At 44.7% G+C, this 21,571-nt stretch carries 37 protein-coding genes; all 37 read right to left on the bottom strand.

Translation table 11 applies throughout. The annotated features are described in order from the left end of the window. Positions 1-24 precede the first annotated feature (24 nt). Positions 25-465, bottom strand: coding sequence for a hypothetical protein (locus BR63_RS15075; RefSeq protein ID WP_034424942.1), 441 nt, complete (start codon positions 463-465; stop codon positions 25-27). Positions 466-631: 166 nt separating this feature from the next. Further along, on the bottom strand, positions 632-1,183 hold the full coding sequence (locus BR63_RS15070) for a DUF2238 domain-containing protein (protein WP_051966157.1): 552 nt from the start codon (positions 1,181-1,183) through the stop codon (positions 632-634). A 111-nt stretch (positions 1,184-1,294) separates the two neighbouring features. After that, the gene (locus tag BR63_RS15065; RefSeq protein WP_243270123.1) at positions 1,295-2,548 is read right to left on the bottom strand and encodes a DUF4434 domain-containing protein; all 1,254 of its coding nucleotides are present in this window, start codon (positions 2,546-2,548) and stop codon (positions 1,295-1,297) included. Between the two features lie 84 nt (positions 2,549-2,632). Then, positions 2,633-3,394, bottom strand: a complete 762-nt coding sequence (locus tag BR63_RS15060) for an N-acetylmuramoyl-L-alanine amidase (protein WP_051966156.1) — start codon at positions 3,392-3,394, stop codon at positions 2,633-2,635. Positions 3,395-3,705: 311 nt separating this feature from the next. Next, on the bottom strand, positions 3,706-4,098 hold the full coding sequence (rpsI, locus tag BR63_RS15055; RefSeq protein WP_034424937.1) for a 30S ribosomal protein S9: 393 nt from the start codon (positions 4,096-4,098) through the stop codon (positions 3,706-3,708). A 19-nt stretch (positions 4,099-4,117) separates the two neighbouring features. Further along, positions 4,118-4,540 (bottom strand): 50S ribosomal protein L13, encoded by a 423-nt coding sequence (gene rplM / locus BR63_RS15050; RefSeq protein ID WP_207724813.1) that lies wholly within the window; start codon positions 4,538-4,540, stop codon positions 4,118-4,120. A 176-nt stretch (positions 4,541-4,716) separates the two neighbouring features. After that, the gene (gene truA / locus BR63_RS15045) at positions 4,717-5,469 is read right to left on the bottom strand and encodes a tRNA pseudouridine(38-40) synthase TruA (protein ID WP_034424932.1); all 753 of its coding nucleotides are present in this window, start codon (positions 5,467-5,469) and stop codon (positions 4,717-4,719) included. A 4-nt stretch (positions 5,470-5,473) separates the two neighbouring features. Continuing rightward, the gene (locus tag BR63_RS15040) at positions 5,474-6,268 is read right to left on the bottom strand and encodes an energy-coupling factor transporter transmembrane component T family protein (RefSeq protein ID WP_034424930.1); all 795 of its coding nucleotides are present in this window, start codon (positions 6,266-6,268) and stop codon (positions 5,474-5,476) included. Next, complete coding sequence (locus BR63_RS15035) at positions 6,261-7,127, bottom strand: energy-coupling factor transporter ATPase (protein WP_034424929.1); 867 nt, start codon at positions 7,125-7,127, stop codon at positions 6,261-6,263. Before BR63_RS15035 ends, BR63_RS15040 begins: the two co-directional genes overlap by 8 nt. Beyond that, entirely contained in the window at positions 7,118-7,954 is an 837-nt protein-coding gene (locus BR63_RS15030) for an energy-coupling factor transporter ATPase (protein ID WP_243269997.1), read from the bottom strand. The genes BR63_RS15035 and BR63_RS15030 overlap by 10 nt, the downstream gene beginning before the upstream one ends. A 144-nt stretch (positions 7,955-8,098) precedes the next feature. Beyond that, complete coding sequence (rplQ, locus tag BR63_RS15025; RefSeq protein WP_034424927.1) at positions 8,099-8,437, bottom strand: 50S ribosomal protein L17; 339 nt, start codon at positions 8,435-8,437, stop codon at positions 8,099-8,101. A gap of 30 nt (positions 8,438-8,467) precedes the next feature. Further along, entirely contained in the window at positions 8,468-9,415 is a 948-nt protein-coding gene (locus BR63_RS15020; RefSeq protein ID WP_034424925.1) for a DNA-directed RNA polymerase subunit alpha, read from the bottom strand. A 62-nt stretch (positions 9,416-9,477) separates the two neighbouring features. Then, positions 9,478-10,104, bottom strand: coding sequence for a 30S ribosomal protein S4 (rpsD, locus tag BR63_RS15015; RefSeq protein ID WP_034424924.1), 627 nt, complete (start codon positions 10,102-10,104; stop codon positions 9,478-9,480). Between the two features lie 14 nt (positions 10,105-10,118). Beyond that, positions 10,119-10,514 (bottom strand): 30S ribosomal protein S11, encoded by a 396-nt coding sequence (gene rpsK, locus BR63_RS15010; protein WP_034424923.1) that lies wholly within the window; start codon positions 10,512-10,514, stop codon positions 10,119-10,121. A gap of 21 nt (positions 10,515-10,535) precedes the next feature. After that, a complete protein-coding gene (rpsM, locus tag BR63_RS15005) occupies positions 10,536-10,907 on the bottom strand; it encodes a 30S ribosomal protein S13 (RefSeq protein WP_034424922.1) in 372 nt (123 codons plus the stop codon). 97 nt (positions 10,908-11,004) lie between these two features. Next, positions 11,005-11,118 carry a 50S ribosomal protein L36 gene (rpmJ, locus tag BR63_RS15000; RefSeq protein WP_025434559.1) on the bottom strand — a complete coding sequence of 38 codons (114 nt, stop codon included), beginning with the start codon at positions 11,116-11,118 and terminating at the stop codon, positions 11,005-11,007. A gap of 89 nt (positions 11,119-11,207) precedes the next feature. Further along, complete coding sequence (gene infA / locus BR63_RS14995; RefSeq protein WP_034424920.1) at positions 11,208-11,426, bottom strand: translation initiation factor IF-1; 219 nt, start codon at positions 11,424-11,426, stop codon at positions 11,208-11,210. A gap of 123 nt (positions 11,427-11,549) precedes the next feature. Further along, on the bottom strand, positions 11,550-12,296 hold the full coding sequence (gene map / locus BR63_RS14990) for a type I methionyl aminopeptidase (protein WP_034424919.1): 747 nt from the start codon (positions 12,294-12,296) through the stop codon (positions 11,550-11,552). Then, positions 12,293-12,946, bottom strand: a complete 654-nt coding sequence (locus tag BR63_RS14985) for an adenylate kinase (protein ID WP_034424917.1) — start codon at positions 12,944-12,946, stop codon at positions 12,293-12,295. The genes map and BR63_RS14985 overlap by 4 nt, the downstream gene beginning before the upstream one ends. 14 nt (positions 12,947-12,960) lie before the next feature. After that, complete coding sequence (gene secY / locus BR63_RS14980) at positions 12,961-14,217, bottom strand: preprotein translocase subunit SecY (RefSeq protein ID WP_034424915.1); 1,257 nt, start codon at positions 14,215-14,217, stop codon at positions 12,961-12,963. After that, the gene (gene rplO, locus BR63_RS14975; protein WP_034424913.1) at positions 14,218-14,661 is read right to left on the bottom strand and encodes a 50S ribosomal protein L15; all 444 of its coding nucleotides are present in this window, start codon (positions 14,659-14,661) and stop codon (positions 14,218-14,220) included. It lies immediately after the preceding gene. Between the two features lie 19 nt (positions 14,662-14,680). Continuing rightward, entirely contained in the window at positions 14,681-14,866 is a 186-nt protein-coding gene (gene rpmD / locus BR63_RS14970; RefSeq protein ID WP_034424911.1) for a 50S ribosomal protein L30, read from the bottom strand. A 12-nt stretch (positions 14,867-14,878) separates the two neighbouring features. Beyond that, positions 14,879-15,379 carry a 30S ribosomal protein S5 gene (gene rpsE, locus BR63_RS14965; RefSeq protein WP_034424908.1) on the bottom strand — a complete coding sequence of 167 codons (501 nt, stop codon included), beginning with the start codon at positions 15,377-15,379 and terminating at the stop codon, positions 14,879-14,881. A gap of 26 nt (positions 15,380-15,405) precedes the next feature. Then, complete coding sequence (gene rplR, locus BR63_RS14960) at positions 15,406-15,774, bottom strand: 50S ribosomal protein L18 (protein WP_034424906.1); 369 nt, start codon at positions 15,772-15,774, stop codon at positions 15,406-15,408. A 42-nt stretch (positions 15,775-15,816) separates the two neighbouring features. Next, the gene (rplF, locus tag BR63_RS14955; RefSeq protein ID WP_034424904.1) at positions 15,817-16,371 is read right to left on the bottom strand and encodes a 50S ribosomal protein L6; all 555 of its coding nucleotides are present in this window, start codon (positions 16,369-16,371) and stop codon (positions 15,817-15,819) included. 92 nt (positions 16,372-16,463) lie between these two features. Further along, positions 16,464-16,862 carry a 30S ribosomal protein S8 gene (gene rpsH, locus BR63_RS14950; RefSeq protein ID WP_034424901.1) on the bottom strand — a complete coding sequence of 133 codons (399 nt, stop codon included), beginning with the start codon at positions 16,860-16,862 and terminating at the stop codon, positions 16,464-16,466. Positions 16,863-16,891: 29 nt separating this feature from the next. Beyond that, entirely contained in the window at positions 16,892-17,077 is a 186-nt protein-coding gene (locus tag BR63_RS14945; protein ID WP_034424898.1) for a type Z 30S ribosomal protein S14, read from the bottom strand. A gap of 31 nt (positions 17,078-17,108) precedes the next feature. Further along, entirely contained in the window at positions 17,109-17,651 is a 543-nt protein-coding gene (gene rplE / locus BR63_RS14940) for a 50S ribosomal protein L5 (RefSeq protein WP_034424896.1), read from the bottom strand. Between the two features lie 24 nt (positions 17,652-17,675). After that, positions 17,676-18,005: a 50S ribosomal protein L24 gene (gene rplX / locus BR63_RS14935; protein ID WP_034424894.1), complete on the bottom strand. Its 330-nt coding sequence runs from the start codon at positions 18,003-18,005 to the stop codon at positions 17,676-17,678. A 55-nt stretch (positions 18,006-18,060) separates the two neighbouring features. Further along, entirely contained in the window at positions 18,061-18,429 is a 369-nt protein-coding gene (rplN, locus tag BR63_RS14930; RefSeq protein WP_034424893.1) for a 50S ribosomal protein L14, read from the bottom strand. A 39-nt stretch (positions 18,430-18,468) separates the two neighbouring features. Further along, positions 18,469-18,729: a 30S ribosomal protein S17 gene (rpsQ, locus tag BR63_RS14925; protein ID WP_081908285.1), complete on the bottom strand. Its 261-nt coding sequence runs from the start codon at positions 18,727-18,729 to the stop codon at positions 18,469-18,471. A gap of 41 nt (positions 18,730-18,770) precedes the next feature. Beyond that, positions 18,771-18,968, bottom strand: a complete 198-nt coding sequence (gene rpmC, locus BR63_RS14920; RefSeq protein WP_034424892.1) for a 50S ribosomal protein L29 — start codon at positions 18,966-18,968, stop codon at positions 18,771-18,773. Continuing rightward, on the bottom strand, positions 18,958-19,392 hold the full coding sequence (gene rplP / locus BR63_RS14915) for a 50S ribosomal protein L16 (RefSeq protein WP_034424891.1): 435 nt from the start codon (positions 19,390-19,392) through the stop codon (positions 18,958-18,960). Before rplP ends, rpmC begins: the two co-directional genes overlap by 11 nt. After that, positions 19,379-20,047: a 30S ribosomal protein S3 gene (rpsC, locus tag BR63_RS14910; RefSeq protein ID WP_034424890.1), complete on the bottom strand. Its 669-nt coding sequence runs from the start codon at positions 20,045-20,047 to the stop codon at positions 19,379-19,381. The genes rplP and rpsC overlap by 14 nt, the downstream gene beginning before the upstream one ends. Positions 20,048-20,050: 3 nt before the next feature. Further along, positions 20,051-20,392, bottom strand: coding sequence for a 50S ribosomal protein L22 (rplV, locus tag BR63_RS14905; RefSeq protein WP_034424889.1), 342 nt, complete (start codon positions 20,390-20,392; stop codon positions 20,051-20,053). A 24-nt stretch (positions 20,393-20,416) separates the two neighbouring features. Further along, positions 20,417-20,701 (bottom strand): 30S ribosomal protein S19, encoded by a 285-nt coding sequence (gene rpsS / locus BR63_RS14900; protein ID WP_034424888.1) that lies wholly within the window; start codon positions 20,699-20,701, stop codon positions 20,417-20,419. 33 nt (positions 20,702-20,734) lie between these two features. Then, positions 20,735-21,565 carry a 50S ribosomal protein L2 gene (rplB, locus tag BR63_RS14895; protein WP_034424887.1) on the bottom strand — a complete coding sequence of 277 codons (831 nt, stop codon included), beginning with the start codon at positions 21,563-21,565 and terminating at the stop codon, positions 20,735-20,737. Positions 21,566-21,571 lie beyond the last annotated feature (6 nt).

Here is a 21,571-nt window from a genome sequence, read left to right as displayed (position 1 = left end):
GGAGCCTTTTCATTAAACTTAATCCTATTTCGCACGTATTTTTCCTATACCCCAAGCGGTGATAAACATCATAATTACCTGTGGTAGCCCAGTAATTGTTCTTAGCATGACATCGTTCTTTAATTTTTCCGGTGATACTATATTTAAGCTACTGTGTAACCAGAAGAAAAACATCTCATAAATCATAAGTAAAACAAAAGCGAGGAAACTGTATAATATAGTTTTGCGAAACTCTATATCGGCATATTTAGCTGTCAAAAAGGCTAAAATAAATACCAATATTACCATATGTACCCCGGGTGTGAAAGGCAAAAACCGGATAATATAGGCACTTATTCCATATAGAAGACCAATCAATATAATCTTACGAGTAAATGGCTGGCTTGCCAAGGCAAATACAAAGGCAACCATAGCAATTGATTCGGGCACTCCCTGTAACAGCCATGACAGAAATGGAATCTGCATGTAATGTATCCTCCCATAGTAAGATTTACCATTTATAATTTTTCGACAAAAAAGTCGATTTTCCTGCTATATTCTCAAATTTTGTCTCATTTTCTTTGTAAAACCATTAATACCAATATCCATCAGTGTTTTCTCCTCCCCATAATACAAATGACCCCTCCCGGGGTCATTTGATTTTTATTTGCCTGTGTGCACCATAAAAACCGGCCAATAACGCACCAAGGGTATCAGAAATAAGGTCGAAGTTGGTATCTGTTAAACCATTTTGCTTTTGCACTTGGAACATTTTATCCAAAGCAAATTCAAGAATCTCGAAAAGAGTACCTAAACCAATGCCTAACAGGGTAATAAAAATAACTACCTGTAATGATGAGGTAACAGGAAGATATATGGTCTTGTTTAAGAAGGAATAAGCAAAGAGGGCAAAAGAGAAAGCACCAAACATGTGTAGAGCCTTATCAAAATACTGCCCCTTGTAAGCGCCGAAGTATTCACCGATTAAGTTATGGCCAATAAGACTCAAGAGCACTAATACTCTTAGATGATTTTCAATGTGAATTTGTTTTTTCTTTTCAAAATAGATAAAAGCCAAATAGGCAGCTAAGACAACTGCGGTATCCACAGCATAATGGGTTTGCTTCCTTAATACTAATCCTGTTATGATTAGGGTTTGGACGGCCAAAAACACTGTATTAATGAATAGCGTTTTTTTTATCATATTTGCCTGCTCCATTTTTTATCTACAGTATTCCCTGCCGGAGTTTTTACTACTTTTCCTCAGAAGCATTGATTTCTGGTAATTACTGCCTGGATTGTCTTCTATTTGCCGTTATACAACGTTTACAGCTTTTACGGAGTCAGACACATTTCCGGCGAAATCAAAAGCTCTTACCTCATAGATGGGATTTTTCCATGTTAAATAGGGAAACGCTGTATCGGTATAGCTCATGACTATCCCTTGGGGATCCCCTCCATATTTTCTCTGTGCCTGGGTAGAAAAGATTAATTTTTTATCACGGTACAATAAATAACCACATATGCCAAAATCGTCACTGGCTGGCCCCCAGCTAATTAAAAACTGCGTCTTGCCAACTTTTCTTGCTTTCACCTCCCCGGGAGGAGCAGGTTTCCCCCCTTCAAGGCTGCCCTTTTCTACATAATCCAAATAAGTCTCATGAAAACCCTTATCGATATTATTAGGGCTGTAGTAATGACTGTAAGAAAAGGTCAGACAGTTATCTACCAGGGGGCTTACAGTCTCCAGTTGCTTTATAAAACGTTTTAAAGGTGCACTCACCCAGTTTTTATGGTCAAAAGATTCCACATTAGCCCAGAATAGCAATCCAGGTTTCGTATCTACAGCCTTTTTTAGGGCTGTAAACCAGCGTGTTACGTCTCCTAATTCCAACCCCCCGCCGCCCACACAATCCTGAGGGCAAAAGATATCTCCTTGTCCCAATTCAGTATTGCTAAAAACGAAGGCCCAGTTCTCCCCATATTCTTCGGGAGTGGAGTAACGCTTGTTCATAAAAGGAGATAACAACAGGGGCAGCTTTTCTTTATCTTCTTTTAAGTGTAAGAGGGTTATATTAAGGGCCTTGGCTAAAACCGCTAATTCTTTTTCAGTTTTGAAATTAAGATTGTCTACCTCATACTCCCAGTACCAACCATGAAAAGCCCCAGAATATTTATGATGATACAATTCATACAGTTCATCCGCAATTAAATTACCCCTGTCCATTTGCCGATAAAGCCATTGGGGGTCCCTGGCTCCTTTCTTCCACCATTCTTGATTAAAGTTAATCCCCAGAAAAACTTTAAAACCTGCCGCTTCGGCACTACTTAGACATAAATCCAGAGCATCCACTTGTCCTGTTTTCTGAAAACCCGTTATTTTAGAAGGATAAATGGTTTTCGTCACATTCCCCGCGGTACTTGTTATGCCCATCAGGACAAGGTATCGCATTCCTACTTCATGGAGATAATGAAATTCACTCTCCCACGTTTTCCTGTCCCAGCTTAAAGTCATGTCTGCTTGAATAAAGGTCCCGTTGACAATTGGGTAGCTATTTGCTGTTATCACCAATCCTCATTCCCCTCATGTTATATTTATTAACCATAATAAAATTTTTTTAAAAATGAAATAAACAGCCTTTTGGCTGTTATTTCATTTCTCTATGTACTCCATCGTCGGTTTATATTGTTCCCCGTATTCCATCAAATACCGTACTACTCCGGCGTATATGGACCAGGCGATTTTATCCTGGTATGCAGGGTCCTGTAAGAGTTTCTCCTCCTCTTTATTGGAGAGGAAACCCATCTCCACATTGACAATGGGTAACCTGGCTGTTTTAAAGATGAGGGAAGAGGAGTCGGCTTTAGGCTTACGCGTGGTATTCCCTAGGAAAGCTACCAGTTCCTCCTGGATAAAGGTAGCCAGTTCCTTGCTGCCCGGTACAGAAGGACTGTAAAAAGTCTGGGCCCCGTACCAGCGCCCCGAGGGAAAGGAATTACAGTGAAGGGCTATATACATATCGGCATTGGCTTTTTCCGCTAATTCCACCCTTGAGATAAGATCAGCTCTCTTTCTCTGGCGCACAGTATCCTGACCGTTGCTTAAAGCCGCATCTTTATCCCGGGTCATAATCACTGTGGCGCCCCCTTGAGAGAGGATGGTAAAAAGCTTTTTGGCTACCGCTAAGTTAATATCTTTTTCGTAGACCCCGGAGGGACTCACTTTACCCGGGTCTTCTCCTCCATGACCGGGATCAACAATGATTACCCGGCTGGCCACAACCCAAGACATGGCTCTGATAGCCTGAGCCTCCTGGCTCTTTCTCCAGTGTTCAAACCTAAAAAGGCTGCCCGCAACAAAAACAACTAACAAAGCCCATACAATATAGCGTTTCTTGATCTCTATAATTCTCATTCCCTACTCCCCTTTATCCAGGTTCTTTTACCATGATATTAAGGGAGTGGTCGGGGTATGACAGTTAGTTGTTAGTTGATAGTTGATAGTTGATAGTTGATAGTTGGTAGTTTGCAGTACTTTATTCGTACCACTTTAACCGTTAACAGTTAACCGTGATTAAGGCCACAGGGTGCGACTATAATACGGTTCACGGTTCACGTCATCACGGTTAACGATCTGGGGTTCACTGGTCACTGGTTACTAGCGTTAGATGTCAGATAGCGGAGGTCGTAAAAAAAACACTCCCGTACGGGAGTGTTTTTTTATAATTAACGCTTGGAGAATTGAGGTGCACGACGAGCGCCTTTTAAGCCGTACTTCTTACGCTCCTTCATGCGCGGGTCACGGGTTAAGAAACCAGCACGCTTTAATAATGGTCTTAAGCCTGCATCTGCCTTTAAAAGGGCACGGGCAATACCTAAACGTACAGCACCGGCTTGACCAGTGATACCGCCGCCCATGACTTTAGCCAGCACATCAAAACGTCCTTCAGTATTCGTAAGTACTAAAGGCTGCTTAACGATCATCTCTAAAGTCTTCTTACCGAAATATTCGGTTAAAGGTCTGTTATTGATAACGACTTTACCTTCACCAGGTACAATACGTACACGAGCTACAGAAGTTTTACGTCGTCCAGTTCCGGCATATTGTACTTGTGCCACTATTTATTCCTCCCTTCCCTTAACCCCGTAATTCCCAAACTTCGGGTTTTTGAGCTTCATGGGGATGTTGTGGTCCTCTGTATACTTTAAGTTTCCGGTACATGGCAGCGCCTAAACGGTTATGGGGCAGCATTCCCTTAATGGCTGCCTCTACGGCCAGTTCAGGTCTTGTCTGTAAAAGTGTAGCATAGTCGATGGTTTTCAGACCACCGGGGAAACGGGAATGCCTGATTAATTGTTTTTGGTGCAGTTTTTTACCGGTAAGCTGTACTTTTTCGGCATTAATAATAATCACATGGTCACCGGTATCCACATGGGGTGTAAAGGTGGGTTTATGTTTACCACGTAAAATAGCGGCAGCTTCTGATGCCAGGCGACCAAGGGTCTTATCGGCAGCATCGATGATGTACCATTTTCTTTTAATATCCTGGGCCTTCGCCATGAAGGTACGCAATTCTGTTCCCTCCTAAAAATCTAATTGGCTATATATCATTGATCCCGGGGCTAGTGGAATCAAAAATACGCAAAAATGCTCATGAAATCATTCTAATACAACGGGCCCTGCCGTGTCAAGTTTTCTTTCATACATGCAGGCAGCTATATTCTTCCTTAAATATATCAGTTCCCATTTTTATACTCCACTGACCAGAGACATAAGCCCTGGGGTGGTACCGTTGCACCGGCCAGCTTACGCTCTTTGGCGGCAAGGAGACCGGGTATTTCTTCCGGCCGGCGTTTGCCGAGCCCAACCTCAATGAGTGTTCCTGTCATGATTCTTACCATATTATATAGGAAACCATCACCTGTGACAGTAATAGTGACCAGAGGCCCCTCTTTTTCCACCTGGCAGGTATAGATGGTCCTGACAAAATCCTTTACAGCCGTGTCTTTGGCACAAAAACCTCTAAAATCATGGGTTCCTTGAAATTCCCGGGCAGCAACGGACATTCGCTCTATATCCAGGGGTACCGGCACATGATAGGCGAAATAGCGCCAAAAGGGGGAAAGATGCCTGTCGTTATAAATTGTATAGCGATAGGTTTTTTTCACGGCATCAAAGCGGGCGTGAAACTCTTGGGGTACGTCTTCCGCTTCCCAAACCACAATATCGGAGGGGAGAACGGAGTTCAGCGCCAGGGGAAACCTTTCCGGAGGAATGGTAGTATGACTCAGGAAATTCACAACCTGGCCCTGGGCATGGACACCGGCATCGGTCCTCCCTGAGCCTATAACCTTTACCTCTTCTTTGGTCAGCACCCGGAGAGCATCCTCCAAAGTTCCCTGGATGGTCTTGAGCCTGGTATTGTTTTGCTTCTGAAAACCATGATAGTTGGTACCGTCATAAGCCAAAACCAGCTTGATATTCCGCATAAGTCTACACCATATACCTGGTTACAATAGTGATAGCTAAAAAGAGCCCGGTTATCCCGAAAGCAAAATAATCCCTGGTTCCCATCAATAGTTGTTTAAGACGTGTCCGGTTTTCGCCGCCCCGGTAACACCTGGCTTCCATAGCCATGGCCAGTTCATCGGCTCTCCGGAAAGAGCTTAAGAACAGGGGAACAAGAAGAGGAATTAAACTCTTTGCCCTCGCTAATAACCCCCCGGTATCAAAATCCGCCCCCCTGGCCATCTGGGCTTTCATAATTTTTTCCGTCTCCTCAATGAGTGTAGGAATAAAACGGAGCGCAATAGTCATCATCATGGCCAATTCGTGGGCCGCCGGAATAAACAATGCTTTTAATACCTTCTCTATCCCGTCCGTAAGGGCAATGGGCGTTGTAGTCAAGGTTAAAAGAGAGGTGATGGTAACAAGGAAAATAAGACGCAGTGCCATAAAAATACCCTGGCGCAGCCCCTGGGAAGTAATCTTCAAAAATCCCCACTGCCAGATTATCTCTCCGGAAGTCATAAAAAGGTGTAAGCCCAGGGTTAAGACTATAATAAAGAGAAGGGGTTTTAATCCTTTCAAAATAATTTTCAGGGAGATGCCGGAAAGTAAAATCACAAGGGCGGTAAAACCTGTAACTACAGCATATCCCGTAACATTGTTAACGAGAAAAAGACCGACCATATAGAGAACAAGGGTAATAATCTTAGTCCGGGGGTCTAATTGATGAATTGCGGAATTACCCGGTATATATTGACCGATGGTAATGTCTTTAAGCATGAGGCTTCCCCCCCTTAACCGCTTTAAGAATTTCCCCTTTGGCTTCCTCAATCGTCAGTATGTCTGTTCGTACCGGCCAGCCCTTTTCCTTTAAGGCTATCATCAGTTTTGTTACCGTCGGTATATCTAAGCCAATCTTTTTAAGCCGGTTATTTTCGCTGAAAACCTGGCGCGGGTGATTATTATAGACAACTTCCCCCTGGTGCATGACAATAAGCCGGCTGGCCAGGCGGGCTACATCATCCATACTATGGGAAACCAGCACAACGGTTAGCCCGGCTTCCCGGTGCAAATCCGCAATCTGGGCCAGAATTTCGTCCCTTCCTTTGGGATCCAGGCCTGCCGTGGGCTCATCCAAAACCAGGTATTTGGGTTCCATGGCCAGTACACCGGCGATGGCTACCCTTCTTTTTTCCCCGCCGCTTAAAACAAAGGGTGAACTGTCCTTGTAGCGTTCATAATCAAGTTTGACCATGGCCATGGCCTTCTTTACTCTTTTGACAATCTTATCAGGTGATAAACCTAAATTCTTGGGACCAAAAGCAATGTCAGCCGCTACAGTTTCTTCGAAAAGTTGATGTTCCGGATATTGAAAAACCAGGCCTACTTTTTGACGAATTTCTTTGAGTTTTACCTCTTTGCCGCTAATATCCACACCATCTATTAAAACTCGACCCTGGGTAGCCTTTAGTAGACCGTTAAAGTGCTGGACAAGGGTGGATTTACCCGAACCCGTATGTCCGATAATCCCGACAAATTCCCCTTCTTTTATTTCTAAAGAAATATTTCTCAGGGCATGGTATTCAAAAGGAGTGTTAGGCTGGTAGGTATGGTATACCTCATGGAGGGTTATGGACATAAGGCCACCACCATTTCCTCAACAGTTAAAATATCCGGAGATATTTTAACCCCTTCTTTCCTTAATGTTGCGCTGAGTTCAGTCATAGGGGGAACATCCAGGCGCAGTTCTTTTAGTCTGTCCACCTGGGCGAAGATTTCCCTTGGACTCCCTTCCATGACGATCTGGCCCTCTTCCATAACGACAACCCGGTGAGCGTGGGCGGCTTCCTCCATAAAATGGGTAATGTGTACTACGGTAAGACCCTCTTCCCGGTTGAGACGAAAAACAGTTTCCATTACCTCCGCCCGGCCAACAGGATCCAGCATGGCCGTAGGTTCATCCAGTACGAGGACCTGGGGACGCATGGCCACGATACCGGCTATAGCTACCCGCTGTTTCTGTCCACCTGAGAGCAGATGAGGTGCTTTGGTCTTATATTGACTCATTCCCACACTATTCATGGCTTCATCCACACGCCTGCGAATTTCGGCAGGAGGGATCCCTAAGTTCTCCGGGCCAAAGGCCACATCTTCTTCCACCGTGGTGGCGATCAACTGGTTATCGGGATTCTGAAAAACCATGCCCACCTGCTGTCTGATCTCCCACAGCTTTTCTTTTTCCCGGGTATCAATGCCATTCACCAGGACCCTCCCGCTATGGGGTAAAAGCAGGGCGTTTAAATGTTTGGCCAAAGTGGATTTGCCTGAACCATTGTGGCCAATAATCACCACGAATTCACCTTTGGCAATTTGCAAGCTTACCCCTTTTAAGGCGGCAAACTCCCCACTTTGGGGTGTCCGGTATTTATGAACTAAATTCTCAATGACGATCATTTCTTTCACCACTCTGCCTAACTCTCCTCCACTTAGACTTTTGCCTGCCCCGTCTTTATGACAAAGCAAACAAAAGCCAGGAAAGCCAAAGCTTAACCACAAAAAGGGCTAAGCATTTCGGTTTCCCTGACCTCTGGTTTAAGTCACTAACCTCGTCTAAACTAACTCTACTATCACCACAGGTGCTGCATCACCGCGACGGTTCCCTACTTTGATAATCCGGGTATATCCCCCTTGGCGGTCAGCATATTTCTTGCCAATGTTATCAAATAAATCTTTTACAACGCTCTCGTCCAAAAGGTAGGCAGCCGCTTGACGACGGGCGTGAAGATCACCTTGTTTGGCTAGCGTAACCATCTTCTCGGCAATACTGGTCAGCTCTTTGGCTTTCGACTCTGTAGTCTGGATACGTCCGTTTTTAAGAAGAGAGGTTACGATGCTTCTTAAAAGAGCACGACGTTGTCCCGTATTGCGTCCAAGTTTTCTGTAGGCCATATTCAAACCTCCTTTACAGCAAGACTGAACCTACTCGTCAGACTTCCTCAAGCTAAGACCTAAAGAGGCAAGTTTTTCATCAACTTCTTCTAAAGATTTCTTACCCAGGTTTCTGACTTTCATCATGTCTTCTTCTGTTTTCATGATCAGTTCGCCGACGGTATTGATGCCGGCACGTTTGAGGCAGTTATAGGAACGAACGGAGAGGTCTAATTCCTCAATACTCATGTCTAGAATCTTATCCCGCTCTTCCTCTTCTTTTTCCACCATGATCTCCACATCGCCGATCTTTTCCGTAAGACCAATAAAGAGTTTAAGATGGTCATTAAGGATTTTAGCGGAGAGACTAACAGCCTCATCAGGGGCAATAGTACCATTGGTCCAAATTTCCAGGGTGAGTTTATCGTAATCTGTGATCTGTCCAACCCTGGTATCTGAAACACTGTAATTAACTTTCCGCACAGGAGAGAAAATGGAGTCTATGGGAATCACACCGATCACGTGGTCCTCTTTTTTGTTTTTCTCAGCGGACCTATAGCCCCGTCCTTTTTCCACCGTCATTTCCATGACTAAATGGGCGCCATTATCCAAAGTGGCTATGTGAAGATCCGGATTAAGAACTTCGACCTGGCTACTCCTAATAATATCTGATGCTAAGACTTCCCCCGGTCCTTTAGCGTCAATACGTATTACCTGCAGTTCATCACCATGAACCTTAAGTGATAAGGACTTGAGATTCAGGATAATATCTGTCACATCTTCCACAACACCCGGTACAGTGGAAAACTCATGCAGAACTCCCTCAATCTTGATAGATGTAACAGCCGCTCCAGGAAGGGACGACAATAATATACGCCGCAAAGAGTTGCCTAAGGTGATACCATAACCCCTCTCGAGAGGTTCCACCACAAACTTTGCATAAGATTTACTATCATTTATCTCCACGCACTCGATTTTGGGTTTTTCAATCTCAATCATAGGCTAACCCTCCTACTCGATCCAATCATTCTCCCAGAAACAAGTAAAATAATAACTCACACCTATCTGGAGTACAATTCGACAATGAGATGTTCCTGTACAGGTACATCAATTTGTTCTCTCGTTGGCAGAGCTACTACCTTACCAGCCATCTGGTCACGGTCGAGTTCTAACCATGCGGGCGGGTTTTTATGGGCAATGAGTTCTTTCATTTCCTGGAACTTAAGAGAATCAAGACTCTTTTCTTTTACCCTGATAACATCGCCTACACTAACGAGCATTGATGGGATATTGGCTTTATGTCCGTTTAGCGTAAAGTGATTGTGCTTCACAAGCTGGCGTGCTTCCGGACGGGAACTGGCAAAACCTAAACGGAAAACAACATTGTCTAAACGTCTTTCTAACAGTCTAAGGAGGTTTTCGCCAGTAACTCCTCCTTGACGGTCAGCCTTTTCAAAATAGTTTCTGAACTGTTTTTCCAGTACGCCGTAAATACGACGAGCCTTTTGTTTTTCCCTTAACTGCAGACCGTATTCCGAGGTCTTCTTACGGCTTTGACCGTGCTGGCCGGGTGCATAAGCTCTTCTATCGATGGCACATTTGTCTGTATAACAACGGTCACCTTTCAGGTACAGTTTTAAACCCTCACGACGACAAAGTCTGCAGACAGGACCTGTATATCTTGCCATGAATTAACACCTCCTTAGACTCTTCTACGCTTGGGCGGACGGCATCCATTGTGGGGAATGGGGGTAACATCTTTAATCATGTTTACCTCCAGACCGGTTGCCTGTAGAGAACGAATAGCGGCCTCGCGTCCGGCCCCGGGACCTTTAACGAAACATTCAACTTCACGAAGACCGTGTTCCATAGCAGCTTTAGCCGCTTGCTCCGCTGCCATCTGAGCAGCAAAAGGAGTACTTTTTCTGGAACCTTTAAAACCAAGTCCACCGGCACTAGCCCAGGAGATAGTATTACCGGCCATATCTGTGATGGTAACGATTGTATTGTTAAAAGTTGATTTAATATGGGCAACACCTTGTTCAATATTCTTACGCTCGCGACGTTTCACGCGGGCATTAGCAGTTCTTTTTGCCATTTTTCCGTCTTCACCCCTTTATTACTTTTTGCGTTTTACACCTACGGTCTTGCTGGGACCTTTACGGGTACGAGCATTAGTCTTGGTTCTTTGACCACGGACTGGCAAACCGCGACGGTGTCTTAAGCCGCGATAGCAGCCAATCTCCATGAGACGCTTAATGTTTAAGGAAACTTCCCGTCTCAGGTCGCCTTCTACTTTATGCTCTTTATCAATAACTTCCCGAAGCTTATTGACTTCATCTTCAGTTAAATCTCTCACCCTGGTATCTGGGTTTACCCCTGTCTTTTCCAGTATTTTTTGGGCCGTAGCCCTGCCTATGCCGTAAATATAGGTTAAGCCGATCTCAACCCTTTTTTCACGAGGCAAGTCAACACCTGCAATCCTTGCCATTTTTACACCTCCTAGGATGAAATGAAAAAAAATGTAGAAAAACTACTCTACTCCACACTTAAGGTTTCCCTTAATCAGCCGCCCGTGGAGAGGTGATTTAGCCTTGTTTTTGTTTGTGTTTCGGGTTCTCGCAGATGACCATAACTCTGCCTTTACGTTTTATAATTTTACATTTTTCACAGATAGGTTTAACTGATGGTCTGACTTTCACTGTAATAACCTCCTAATTGGGGACATTCCTGCCCCTAAAGCATAACCTGTTCTTCAGCAGGTGTGTCGCCTTTCCTTAAATCCAGGGAGTTACTTAAAGCGGTAAGTAATCCGCCCCCGGGTCAAATCATATGGTGAAAGCTCCACAGTGACCCGGTCCCCTGGCAGGATACGGATAAAATTCATCCTGATTTTACCGGAAACATGCGCTAGAACTTTGTGTCCATTTGCCAATTCAACCCGAAACATTGCATTGGGTAGGGGTTCCAGTACAGTACCTTCAACTTCTATGACATCCTGTTTGGACATGGGATACTACCTCCTTATCCTGAGCACAGCGTCTTTAACAAGTAAACTACTGGGCAATTGTCCTTATCGCGATCCAACAGGGAACTTCACTCGTTGTCTCACCCTGTATTTGCCATCCCTGGTTTATTTGGTTAATATCCAAGGACCTTTATCAGTAATAGCGATACTGTGTTCAAAATGGGCAGACAGTTTGCGATCTTTTGTAACTACTGTCCAGTTGTCGGCCAGGGTTTCCACCTCGTAAGTTCCCATATTGACCATGGGCTCAATGGCTAAAGTCATACCGGCTTTTAACCGTGGACCGCGTCCAGGCAACCCGAAGTTAGGTACTTGTGGTTCCTCATGCATGTTTCTCCCAATACCATGTCCTACAAAATCCCGTACCACTGAAAATTTGTTATTCTCAACGTAAGTTTGGATGGCATGGGATATATCCGACAACCGATTATCTACTACTGCTTTTTCAATTCCTTCATATAGTGACTTTTCCGTGACCTCTAATAATCTTTGCGCTTCGGCATCTATTTCACCCACAGGCAAAGTTACAGCGGCATCACCCACATAGCCATTGATAATGGCCCCAATATCAATACTAATAATATCACCAGATTTTACCTGCCTTAAACTACTGGGAATTCCGTGTACCACCTCTTCATTAACAGAGGCACAAATACTGGCGGGAAAACCGTGATAACCTTTAAAGGCAGGCTTAGCTTGACAGCTTAAGATAAATTCTTCCGCTATCCTGTCAAGCTCAAGGGTAGTTACACCTGGCGCCACCGCTTTGGCCACCTCTTTATGAGCTTTGGCAACTACTTGCCCCGCATCATAGAGATAGTTTAATTCACGCTCAGACTTAATAATAATCATTCTTGCTCGCTTCCTAAGGCTTCTAAAATATCTCCGGTAACTTTCTCCATAGGCTGGTTACCATTTATATTCACGAGAAGGCCTTTCTTCTCATAGTACTCTACCAGAGGTGCTGTTTGCATGGCATACACATCTAAACGATTGCCCACCGTAGCTTCTGTATCGTCACTCCGTTGGTAGAGGTCCCCTCCGCAGAGCTGGCACTTATCACCGGCCCTGGAAGGGTTAAAAGTAATATGATAGGTTGCGCCGCAAGCTTTGCAGACCCTGCGTCCCGTTAGACGCACCAATAAATCTTCACGGTCCACAACAATATTTAAAACAGCATTTAATTTAACCACAAGCTCTTGAAGAGTCTGATCTAAAGCGTCTGCCTGAGGGACGGTGCGGGGAAAGCCGTCTAAAAGAAATCCCTTAGCACAATCAGGTTCAGAAAGCCTTTCCTTCACAATCCCGATGGTTACACTATCAGGGACTAACTGCCCCGCGTCCATGTAGCGCTTGGCTTCTAACCCCAAGGGGGTACCCTCCCGTACAGCCTTTCTAAACATATCCCCAGTGGAAATATGGGGTATATCCATTTTCTTGACTAAAAGGTCTGCCTGGGTACCTTTACCAGCCCCAGGAGGACCCAGCAAAATTATTCTCATGACTGTCCTCCTTATTACTTCAGGAATCCTTGATAATGTCTCATCAAGAGATGGGACTCTATTTGCTTCATGGTATCAAGGGCTACCCCGACCACAATTAATAGAGCTGTACCACCGAAGTAAACAGGGAGGTTTGTAGTAGCAATGATGATACTTGGCAGTATAGCAATTCCCGCGAGGAAGATAGCACCCGCCAGGGTAATACGATTCGCTACTTTTTCAATATATTCCGCAGTTGGTCTTCCTGGTCTTAAACCAGGTATAAATCCCCCATACTTCTTCATATTCTCAGCAATATCATTGGGGTTAAAGGTAATTGCTGTATAGAAATAAGTGAAGAAGATAATGAGAAGGGCATATAAAAGCTGGTACCAAACAGTACGGAAATCAAAAATCCTGGTAATCCAAATAGCAAAGGTATTATTGGGGAACCAGGAAGCCAGGGTACCGGGGAACATGAGAATAGACATGGCAAAAATAACGGGGATAACCCCTGCCTGGTTAACTTTGAGAGGAATGTGGGTACTTTGCCCACCATAGACGCGGCGTCCTACCACACGTTTTGCGTACTGAACGGAGATACGGCGCTGTCCTTCCTGGATAGCTACCACGCCGGCAATAACGACTACAGCCAAAACGGCAAAAAGGATAACCGCAAAGATATTGGTGGTACCCACTTTCAGATATTCGTAAATACTCACAACTCCGGCTGGAACACGGGAAACAATACCAGCAAAGATGATTAAGGAGATACCATTGCCAATCCCTTTTTCCGTAATGAGTTCGCCCAGCCACATGAGGAAGGCGGTTCCCGCAGTGAGAGACAGGGCAATTAAGAGCGTGGAACCGATGCCGGGATTAATAATGGCATTCCGCAAACCAAAAGAGATACCGATGGCCTGGATAAAACCAAGGATTACTGTACCATAACGTGTATACTCAGTAATTTTCTTGCGGCCTTCGGGACCTTCTTTGGCCAGTCTTTCCAGGGCCGGTACTACCACAGTCAACAACTGCATGATGATAGAGGAGTTAATATACGGGGTTATACTCATGGCAAAAATTGAAAAGTTCTTAAAAGCACCACCGGAAATAACATCAAAGAAACCTAGTAACTGGCCCTGGGCAATTAAATCGGCAATTACCTGCTTATTAATGCCAGGAACTGGTACATGGACCCCAATCCTAAAGACTACCAGCATCAACAGTGTAAAGGTTATTTTCCGCCGCAGGTCACCAAGTTTCCAGGAGCTTCTTAATACCTCTATCACCTAAATCACCTCTACTTGACCGCCGGCAGCGGTAATTTTATCAGCTGCAGTTTTAGAAAAACTTTGGGCTTTTACCGTTAAGGCTTTGGTAATTTCCCCATTGCCGAGAACCTTAATACCATCGCGTACGTTTTTCACGAGCCCCGATTCGACTAAAACTTCAGGAGTTACCACTGCACCGTTTTCAAAGCGGTCTTCCAGCTCCTTCAGGTTGATGACCACAAATTCCTTCTTAAATATATTGGTAAACCCGCGCTTGGGCATACGGCGCTGTAAGGGTGTTTGACCGCCCTCAAAGTACGGTCCTTTTCCGCCGCCGGCACGAGCTTTTTGGCCTTTATGGCCACGGCCGCCTGTTTTACCAAGACCGGAACCGGTACCGCGCCCTTTTCTTACAGCAGTATGCCTGGAGCCTGGAGCCGGTTGTAATTCATGGAGTTTCATCTGCTACACCTCCTTCTTGTCACTGAGCCACTTCTTCTACAGCTAACAAGTGTTCCACTTTCCGAATTTTACCACGGAGAGCAGGAGTATCTTCGTGGATAACACTCTGATATGTTTTTTTGAGGCCCAAGGATTTTACAGTATCACGCACAGTATCATCGGAACCGATAACACTCTTTTTCAGGGTTATTTTCAACTTAGCCATGTGTCTGTCCCCCTAACCTAAGAGTTCTTCTACGGATTTACCGCGCATTCTGGCTACTTCCTCGACCCGCTTCAGACTCTTTAATCCTTCTAAAGTGGCTCTCACCATATTGTTGGCATTATTAGAGCCCAAAGATTTTGTCAGGATGTCCCTTACTCCCGCCAGTTCCAGCACTGCGCGTACAGGTCCGCCTGCGATAACACCAGTACCTTCAGAAGCAGGTTTCATAATGACACTGCCTGCGCCAAAGCGTCCTAAAACTTCATGGGGGATGGTTGTTCCCACCAGTGGTACGTTAATTAAGTTCTTTTTTGCATCTTCTATGCCTTTACGGATAGCTTCAGGCACTTCTGTAGCTTTACCCAAACCGGCCCCAACATGGCCTTTGCCATCGCCCACTACAACTAGGGCACTAAAGCTGAAACGACGACCACCTTTAACAACTTTCGCAACACGGTTTATATAGACAACTTTTTCACTGAATTCCATGTTGTTTGTGTCAATTTTTGCCATTCTTTTTCCCTCCTTTGGCCGGTAATTTAGAATTGCAGACCGCCCTCGCGGGCTCCCTCGGCTACAGCCTTCACACGGCCGTGATACAGGTTACCGCCACGATCGAATACTACGTTTGTGATGCCTTTTTCTATAGCCTTTTTAGCCAGGAGTTCCCCTACTTTTTTGGCGGCATCCATATTCCCACCATTTTCAATTTGCTCTTTGATACCAGTCTCAAGAGTAGATGCTGAAACCAGGGTTACTCCCTTAACATCGTCAATCAGTTGGGCATACATATGCTTGAGACTTCTATATACAGCCAATCTTGGGCGTTCAAGGGTTCCTTGAATACGCTTACGAATTCTTAAGTGTTTCTTTTGGCGGACTTTTTTACGATCGGGTTTTGTAATCAACGAGTTTCACTCCCTTCCGATACGACTTACTCAGAGGCTTATTTACTTCTTCTTACCGCCTTTACCGCCTGTCTTACCAACTTTACGGCGAATAACTTCGTTATCGTACTTAATCCCTTTGCCTTTATAGGGTTCTGGTTCACGCACTGCACGGATATTTGCAGCTAACATCCCTACTTTTTCTTTATCAGCGCCTTTAACAATGATCTTGTTAGGTGCCGGCACTTCTATCTCCAATCCTGCTTCCGGTTCGATTTCCACGGGGTGAGAATAACCTACAGTCAGCACAAGTTTATTGCCTTGTTTGGCTGCCCGGTAACCGACTCCCACCAGTTCCAAACCCTTTTGATAACCCTTGGTCACACCTTCCACCATATTGGCAACTAAGGTTCTGGTTAAACCGTGCAGGGCTTTATGATTTTTCTCATCACTGGGACGAGCGACAATAATTTTTCCATCAGTAAGTTCTATATTGATATCCTTATGAAGGGTCCTCGTGAGTATCCCTTTAGGTCCTTTTACCGTAACATGATTGTTATCAATTTTCACATCTACGCCAGCAGGCACTGCAATGGGTAATTTACCTATTCTCGACATGTTCACACCTCCCGAGCAAAACTTATCATTTGACCTACGGAGTTTAGTTCTTTACTTCTTTTGGCAAAGCATTAGGAGGCAGTTACCTCAGCTTACCATACGTAACAAAGTACTTCCCCACCAAGGCCCCGTTTTCTCGCTTCTTTATCAGTCATGATCCCCTGGGAAGTAGAAATTACAGCTATCCCTAAGCCGCCTAGTACACGGGGCACCTGATCTTTTTTCGCATAAACGCGCAGGCCAGGTTTACTGATACGCTTTAAACCTGTGATTACTTTTTCCTTGTTAGGACCGTATTTAAGATAAAGTCTTAACACACCTTGTTTGCCATCTTCAATCATCTCAAAATCTTTGATAAGCCCCTCCGCTTTGAGGATTTCCGCCAAAGTTGCCTTCAGCTTTGAAGCGGGAATCTCAACTTTTTCGTGATTAACGGAGTTGGCATTTCTAATCCTTGTAAGAAAATCTGCAATTGGATCAGTCATCACCATATTTAACGACCCCCTTCCTATGTCTAAACTTACCAACTGGCTTTAGTAACACCGGGTATTTGCCCTTCATAAGCCAGCTCACGGAAGCAGATACGACACATGCCGAACTTCCGCATGTAAGCATGGGGACGACCACAAATTTTACATCTATGATAAGCCCGCGTGCTAAACTTGGGTGTCCTTTGCTGCTTATTGATCATGGATTTCTTTGCCACACTATTCCCTCCTTATTTTAGATTTAGTGCCTTACTTTTCAGCAAAAGGCATACCCAATAATCTGAGGAGTTCTTTTGCCTCTTCGTCAGTCTTGGCAGTGGTAACAAAGACAATATCCATCCCGCGAATCTGGTCAACCTTGTCGTATTCTATTTCCGGAAAGATTAACTGTTCTTTCAAGCCCAGTGTGTAGTTGCCGCGCCCGTCAAAACCTTTTGGCGAAACACCTCTGAAATCACGAACCCTGGGTAGTGCCACGTTAAAAAGCCTGTCAACGAACTCATACATTCTTTCGCTTCTTAACGTTACTTTAGTGCCAATAGGAACCCCGGCCCGGAGTTTAAAGGCGGCAATAGACTTTTTAGCCCGGGTAACGATGGGTTTTTGTCCTGTGATCGCCCTTAAATCAGCCACAGCACCATCCAGGGCTTTGGGATTCTGTACTGCTTCTCCCACGCCTATATTTACAACAACTTTCTCCAACTTGGGAATTTCCATGACATTTTTATAGTTAAACTTCTGCATCATCAGAGGTGCAACTTCTTTTATATATTTCTCCTTCATTCTTGCCATGTCTCGAACCTCCCTTCCGGCCAATTATTTGTCGAACTGTTCACCGCACTGGTTACAGGTTCTTACTTTCTGACCATCAGCCAATATCTTTTTATTTATACGTACCGGTTCTTTGCATTTACTGCAGTAGATCATCACATTAGAGCTGGCAATGGGGGCTTCCTTCTCCACAATTCCCCCCTGAGGCATTTTTTGCGTCGGTTTCGTGTGCCGTTTGGCTATATTTACGCCTTCAACGATTACCTTACTTTTCTCGGGATCTACGCTCAAGATCTTTCCTCTTTTTCCGGCATCTTTACCTGTGATGACCTGTACCATATCGCCTTTTTTGACATGAACCTTGGGTTTTGTCATTTAGTTCACCTCCAGCGGTAGATTACCTTGCAAAGGTCTTGTTTTTAACTTTGGCTTATAATACTTCTGGTGCCAGAGATATTATCTTCATATATTCTTTTTCACGCAGTTCACGGGCAACAGGTCCGAATATACGGGTACCTCTGGGGCTTTTGTCATCCTTGATAATCACTGCGGCGTTTTCATCAAAACGGATATATGAACCATCAGGTCTTCTAATAGCATCTTTAGTGCGCACAACTACAGCTTTTACGACGTCACCTTTCTTAACAACGCCACCTGGTGTTGCTTCTTTAACAGAAGCAATAATCACATCACCGACGGAGGCATAGCGGCGATAGGAACCGCCTAAGGCGCGGATACACATGAGAAGCTTGGCACCACTATTATCAGCAACTTTTAAAGTTGTTTGTTGTTGAATCACTGTCCGAACCTCCTTTCAGGACGCATCTACAATCCTGTCTTAAACAATGGGAGCTTTCTCCAGAATTTCTGCAACCCGCCAGCGCTTATCTTTGCTTAAGGGGCGAGTCTCCATGATTTTAACCTTATCGCCAACTTTACAGGTATTTTCCTCATCATGGGCTTTATATTTTTTGGTTTTTTTCATTATTTTGTTATACATGGGATGTCTGACGTTGTTTTCTATAGCAACGACTACGGTTTTATCCATTTTGTCGCTAACCACGATGCCAATCATAGTTTTGCGCATTCCTCTTTCCAAAACTAATACCTCCTTTACAAAAAGCTGCCAAGTCTTACCACTTATTGTCCTTTGATTTCCCTTTCCCGTAGGACGGTTTGGGTCCGGGCGATGGTTTTACGGACCTCCCTAATACGCATAGGGTTTTCCAATTGACCGGTGGCAAGCTGGAAGCGCAAGTTAAAAAGCTCTTCTTTAAGTTCACCGATTTTACGGGTCAATTCATCTTTGGTTAAATCACGGAGATTTTTAGCTTTCACTTGCTTCACCACCCATTTCCTCACGTTTTACAAATTTGGTTTTAATGGGCAGCTTATGGGAGGCTAAACGCAGGGCTTCGCGCGCTATAGCTTCGTCAACACCAGCTAACTCAAACATAACGCGACCCGGCTTAACTACTGCTACCCAATACTCAGGAGAACCTTTACCACTACCCATCCGTGTTTCAGCGGGTTTAGCGGTAATGGGCTTATCGGGGAAAATTTTAATCCATACCTTACCACCACGTTTGATATATCTGGTCATGGCTATACGTGCAGCTTCAATTTGACGGTTAGTGATCCAGGCATGTTCCAGCGCCTGGAGACCGTATTCTCCGTAAGAAACAGTATTGCCACGCGTAGCTTTGCCTTTCATGACACCACGGTGAGGACGGCGGAATTTCACTCTCTTAGGCACCAGCATTGTTGTTTTCCTCCTTCCTGTTCTTCAGTTCAGGAAGTACTTCTCCTTTGTAAATCCATACTTTAACACCAATTTTACCGTAAGTGGTATTGGCCTCAGCAAAACCATAGTCTATGTCTGCCCGTAAAGTATGAAGAGGAACCTTTCCTTCACTGTACCATTCAGTACGAGCGATTTCGGCACCAGCTAAACGACCGGAACAAGACACTTTAATACCCAGGGCCCCTAAACGCATGGTACGGGAAACCGCTTGCTTCATAGCTCTGCGGAAAGCAACCCTTTTTACCAGCTGAGCGGCAATACTTTCAGCCACTAACTGGGCATCTAACTCAGGCTTCTTCACTTCAATAATATTTACATTAACCTTCTTACCTGTCATTTTTTCCAAGGTTTTTCTCAGCGCTTCCACTTCCGCACCGCCCCGACCGATTACAATACCAGGCTTTGCAGTCTTAATGGATACTTTGATCCTGTTGGCAGCACGCTCTATTAAAACACCGGAAATGCCGGCCTGGAACAGTTTTTCCTTAACATAATCACGTATTTTAATATCCTCATGAAGAAGGTCCGCATAATTCTTGTCAGCATACCAGTTGCTGTCCCAGTCACGGATAATGCCGACACGTAACCCTTTTGGATGTACCTTTTGACCCACTAATTATCCCTCCTTCTTTTCGCTGACCACTACTGTCACGTGACTGGTGCGTCTCCTAATCAAGTCAGCACGGCCCATAGCTCTAGGCATTACTCTTTTCAAAGAAGGCCCTACATCAACGTAAGCTTCCTTAACATAGAGTTGATCCGAATTCATTTCATAATTATGCTCAGCATTGGCCACTGCAGATTTCAGCACCTTGGCAATGGGTTTGGTTGCCTTGTGTGGTGTAAATCTTAAAATGGCAAAAGCTTCTCTGACATCCTTACCCCGGATGAGATCGATGACCTGGCGGGCTTTCCGGGGAGATATACGAATATATTTAGCAATTGCTTTGGCTTGCATGAAAATAACCCCCTCTCCCGGAATTTATTTTAAGGAAGTAGACCGCTCGGTATGATTCCCGTGGCCCTTAAATGTCCTTGTCGGGGCAAACTCACCCAACTTATGACCTACCATGTCTTCTGTGATATAGACGGGAACATGTTTCCGCCCATCATAAACAGCGATAGTATGACCGATCATCTGCGGGAAAATTGTGGAACGCCGTGACCATGTCTTAATTACTCTTTTTTCGTTAGCGCTGTTCATCTTTTCTATCTTCTTTAAAAGGCTATCTTCAATAAAAGGACCTTTTTTCAATGATCTGCCCATTTATTTGCCTCCTTTCCAAACGGTTATCGCCAATTACTTCTTGCGAGGCTTCACGATAAACTTATCTGTAGGATTCTTCTTCTTCCGTGTTTTGCCTCCGATGGCTGGTTTACCCCAGGGTGTAACAGGGTTCTTCCGGCCAATGGGGGAACGGCCTTCACCACCGCCATGGGGATGGTCTACCGGGTTCATGACCACACCACGGTTAGTGGGTCTGATGCCCATCCAGCGTGCACGGCCAGCCTTGCCGATGGTAATGTTTTCATGCTCCAGGTTCCCTACCTGACCGATAGTAGCTTTACAGTTTACATGAACCAGTCTGACTTCCCCAGATGGCATCCGGATTGATGCATAGTTATTCTCTTTGGCCATGAGCTGGGCTGAAGCTCCCGCGGATCTTACCAGCTGGCCACCTTTTTTAGGCTTTAATTCGATGTTATGAATAACGGTACCTACAGGAATGTTGGCCAGCGGCAGGGCATTACCCACTTTAATATCTGCATCAGGACCGGAAATAACTTTGTCTCCAACCTTTAAGCCATGGGGAGCCAGAATGTATCTCTTCTCACCATCTACATAGTGTAAAAGGGCAATGTTAGCGGAACGGTTAGGATCGTATTCGATGGTAGCAACTTTGGCGGGAATACCATCCTTATCCCGTTTAAAATCGATAATACGATATAAACGTTTATGTCCGCCACCCTGGTGCCGTACAGTAAGTCTACCTACATTGTTGCGGCCCGAGTGCTTTTTCAAAGGTTCGACCAGCGACTTTTCCGGTTCATTGGTAGTAATTTCTTCAAAGGTAGAAACGGTCATTTGCCTTCTACCAGGGGATGTTGGCTTAAATTTTTTAACCGGCATTTTTTT

Origin of the sequence: Thermanaerosceptrum fracticalcis (assembly GCF_000746025.2) — a bacterium.
GTDB lineage: Bacteria > Bacillota > Peptococcia > DRI-13 > DRI-13 > Thermanaerosceptrum > Thermanaerosceptrum fracticalcis.
This window is presented reverse-complemented; position numbering and strand designations above follow the sequence as displayed.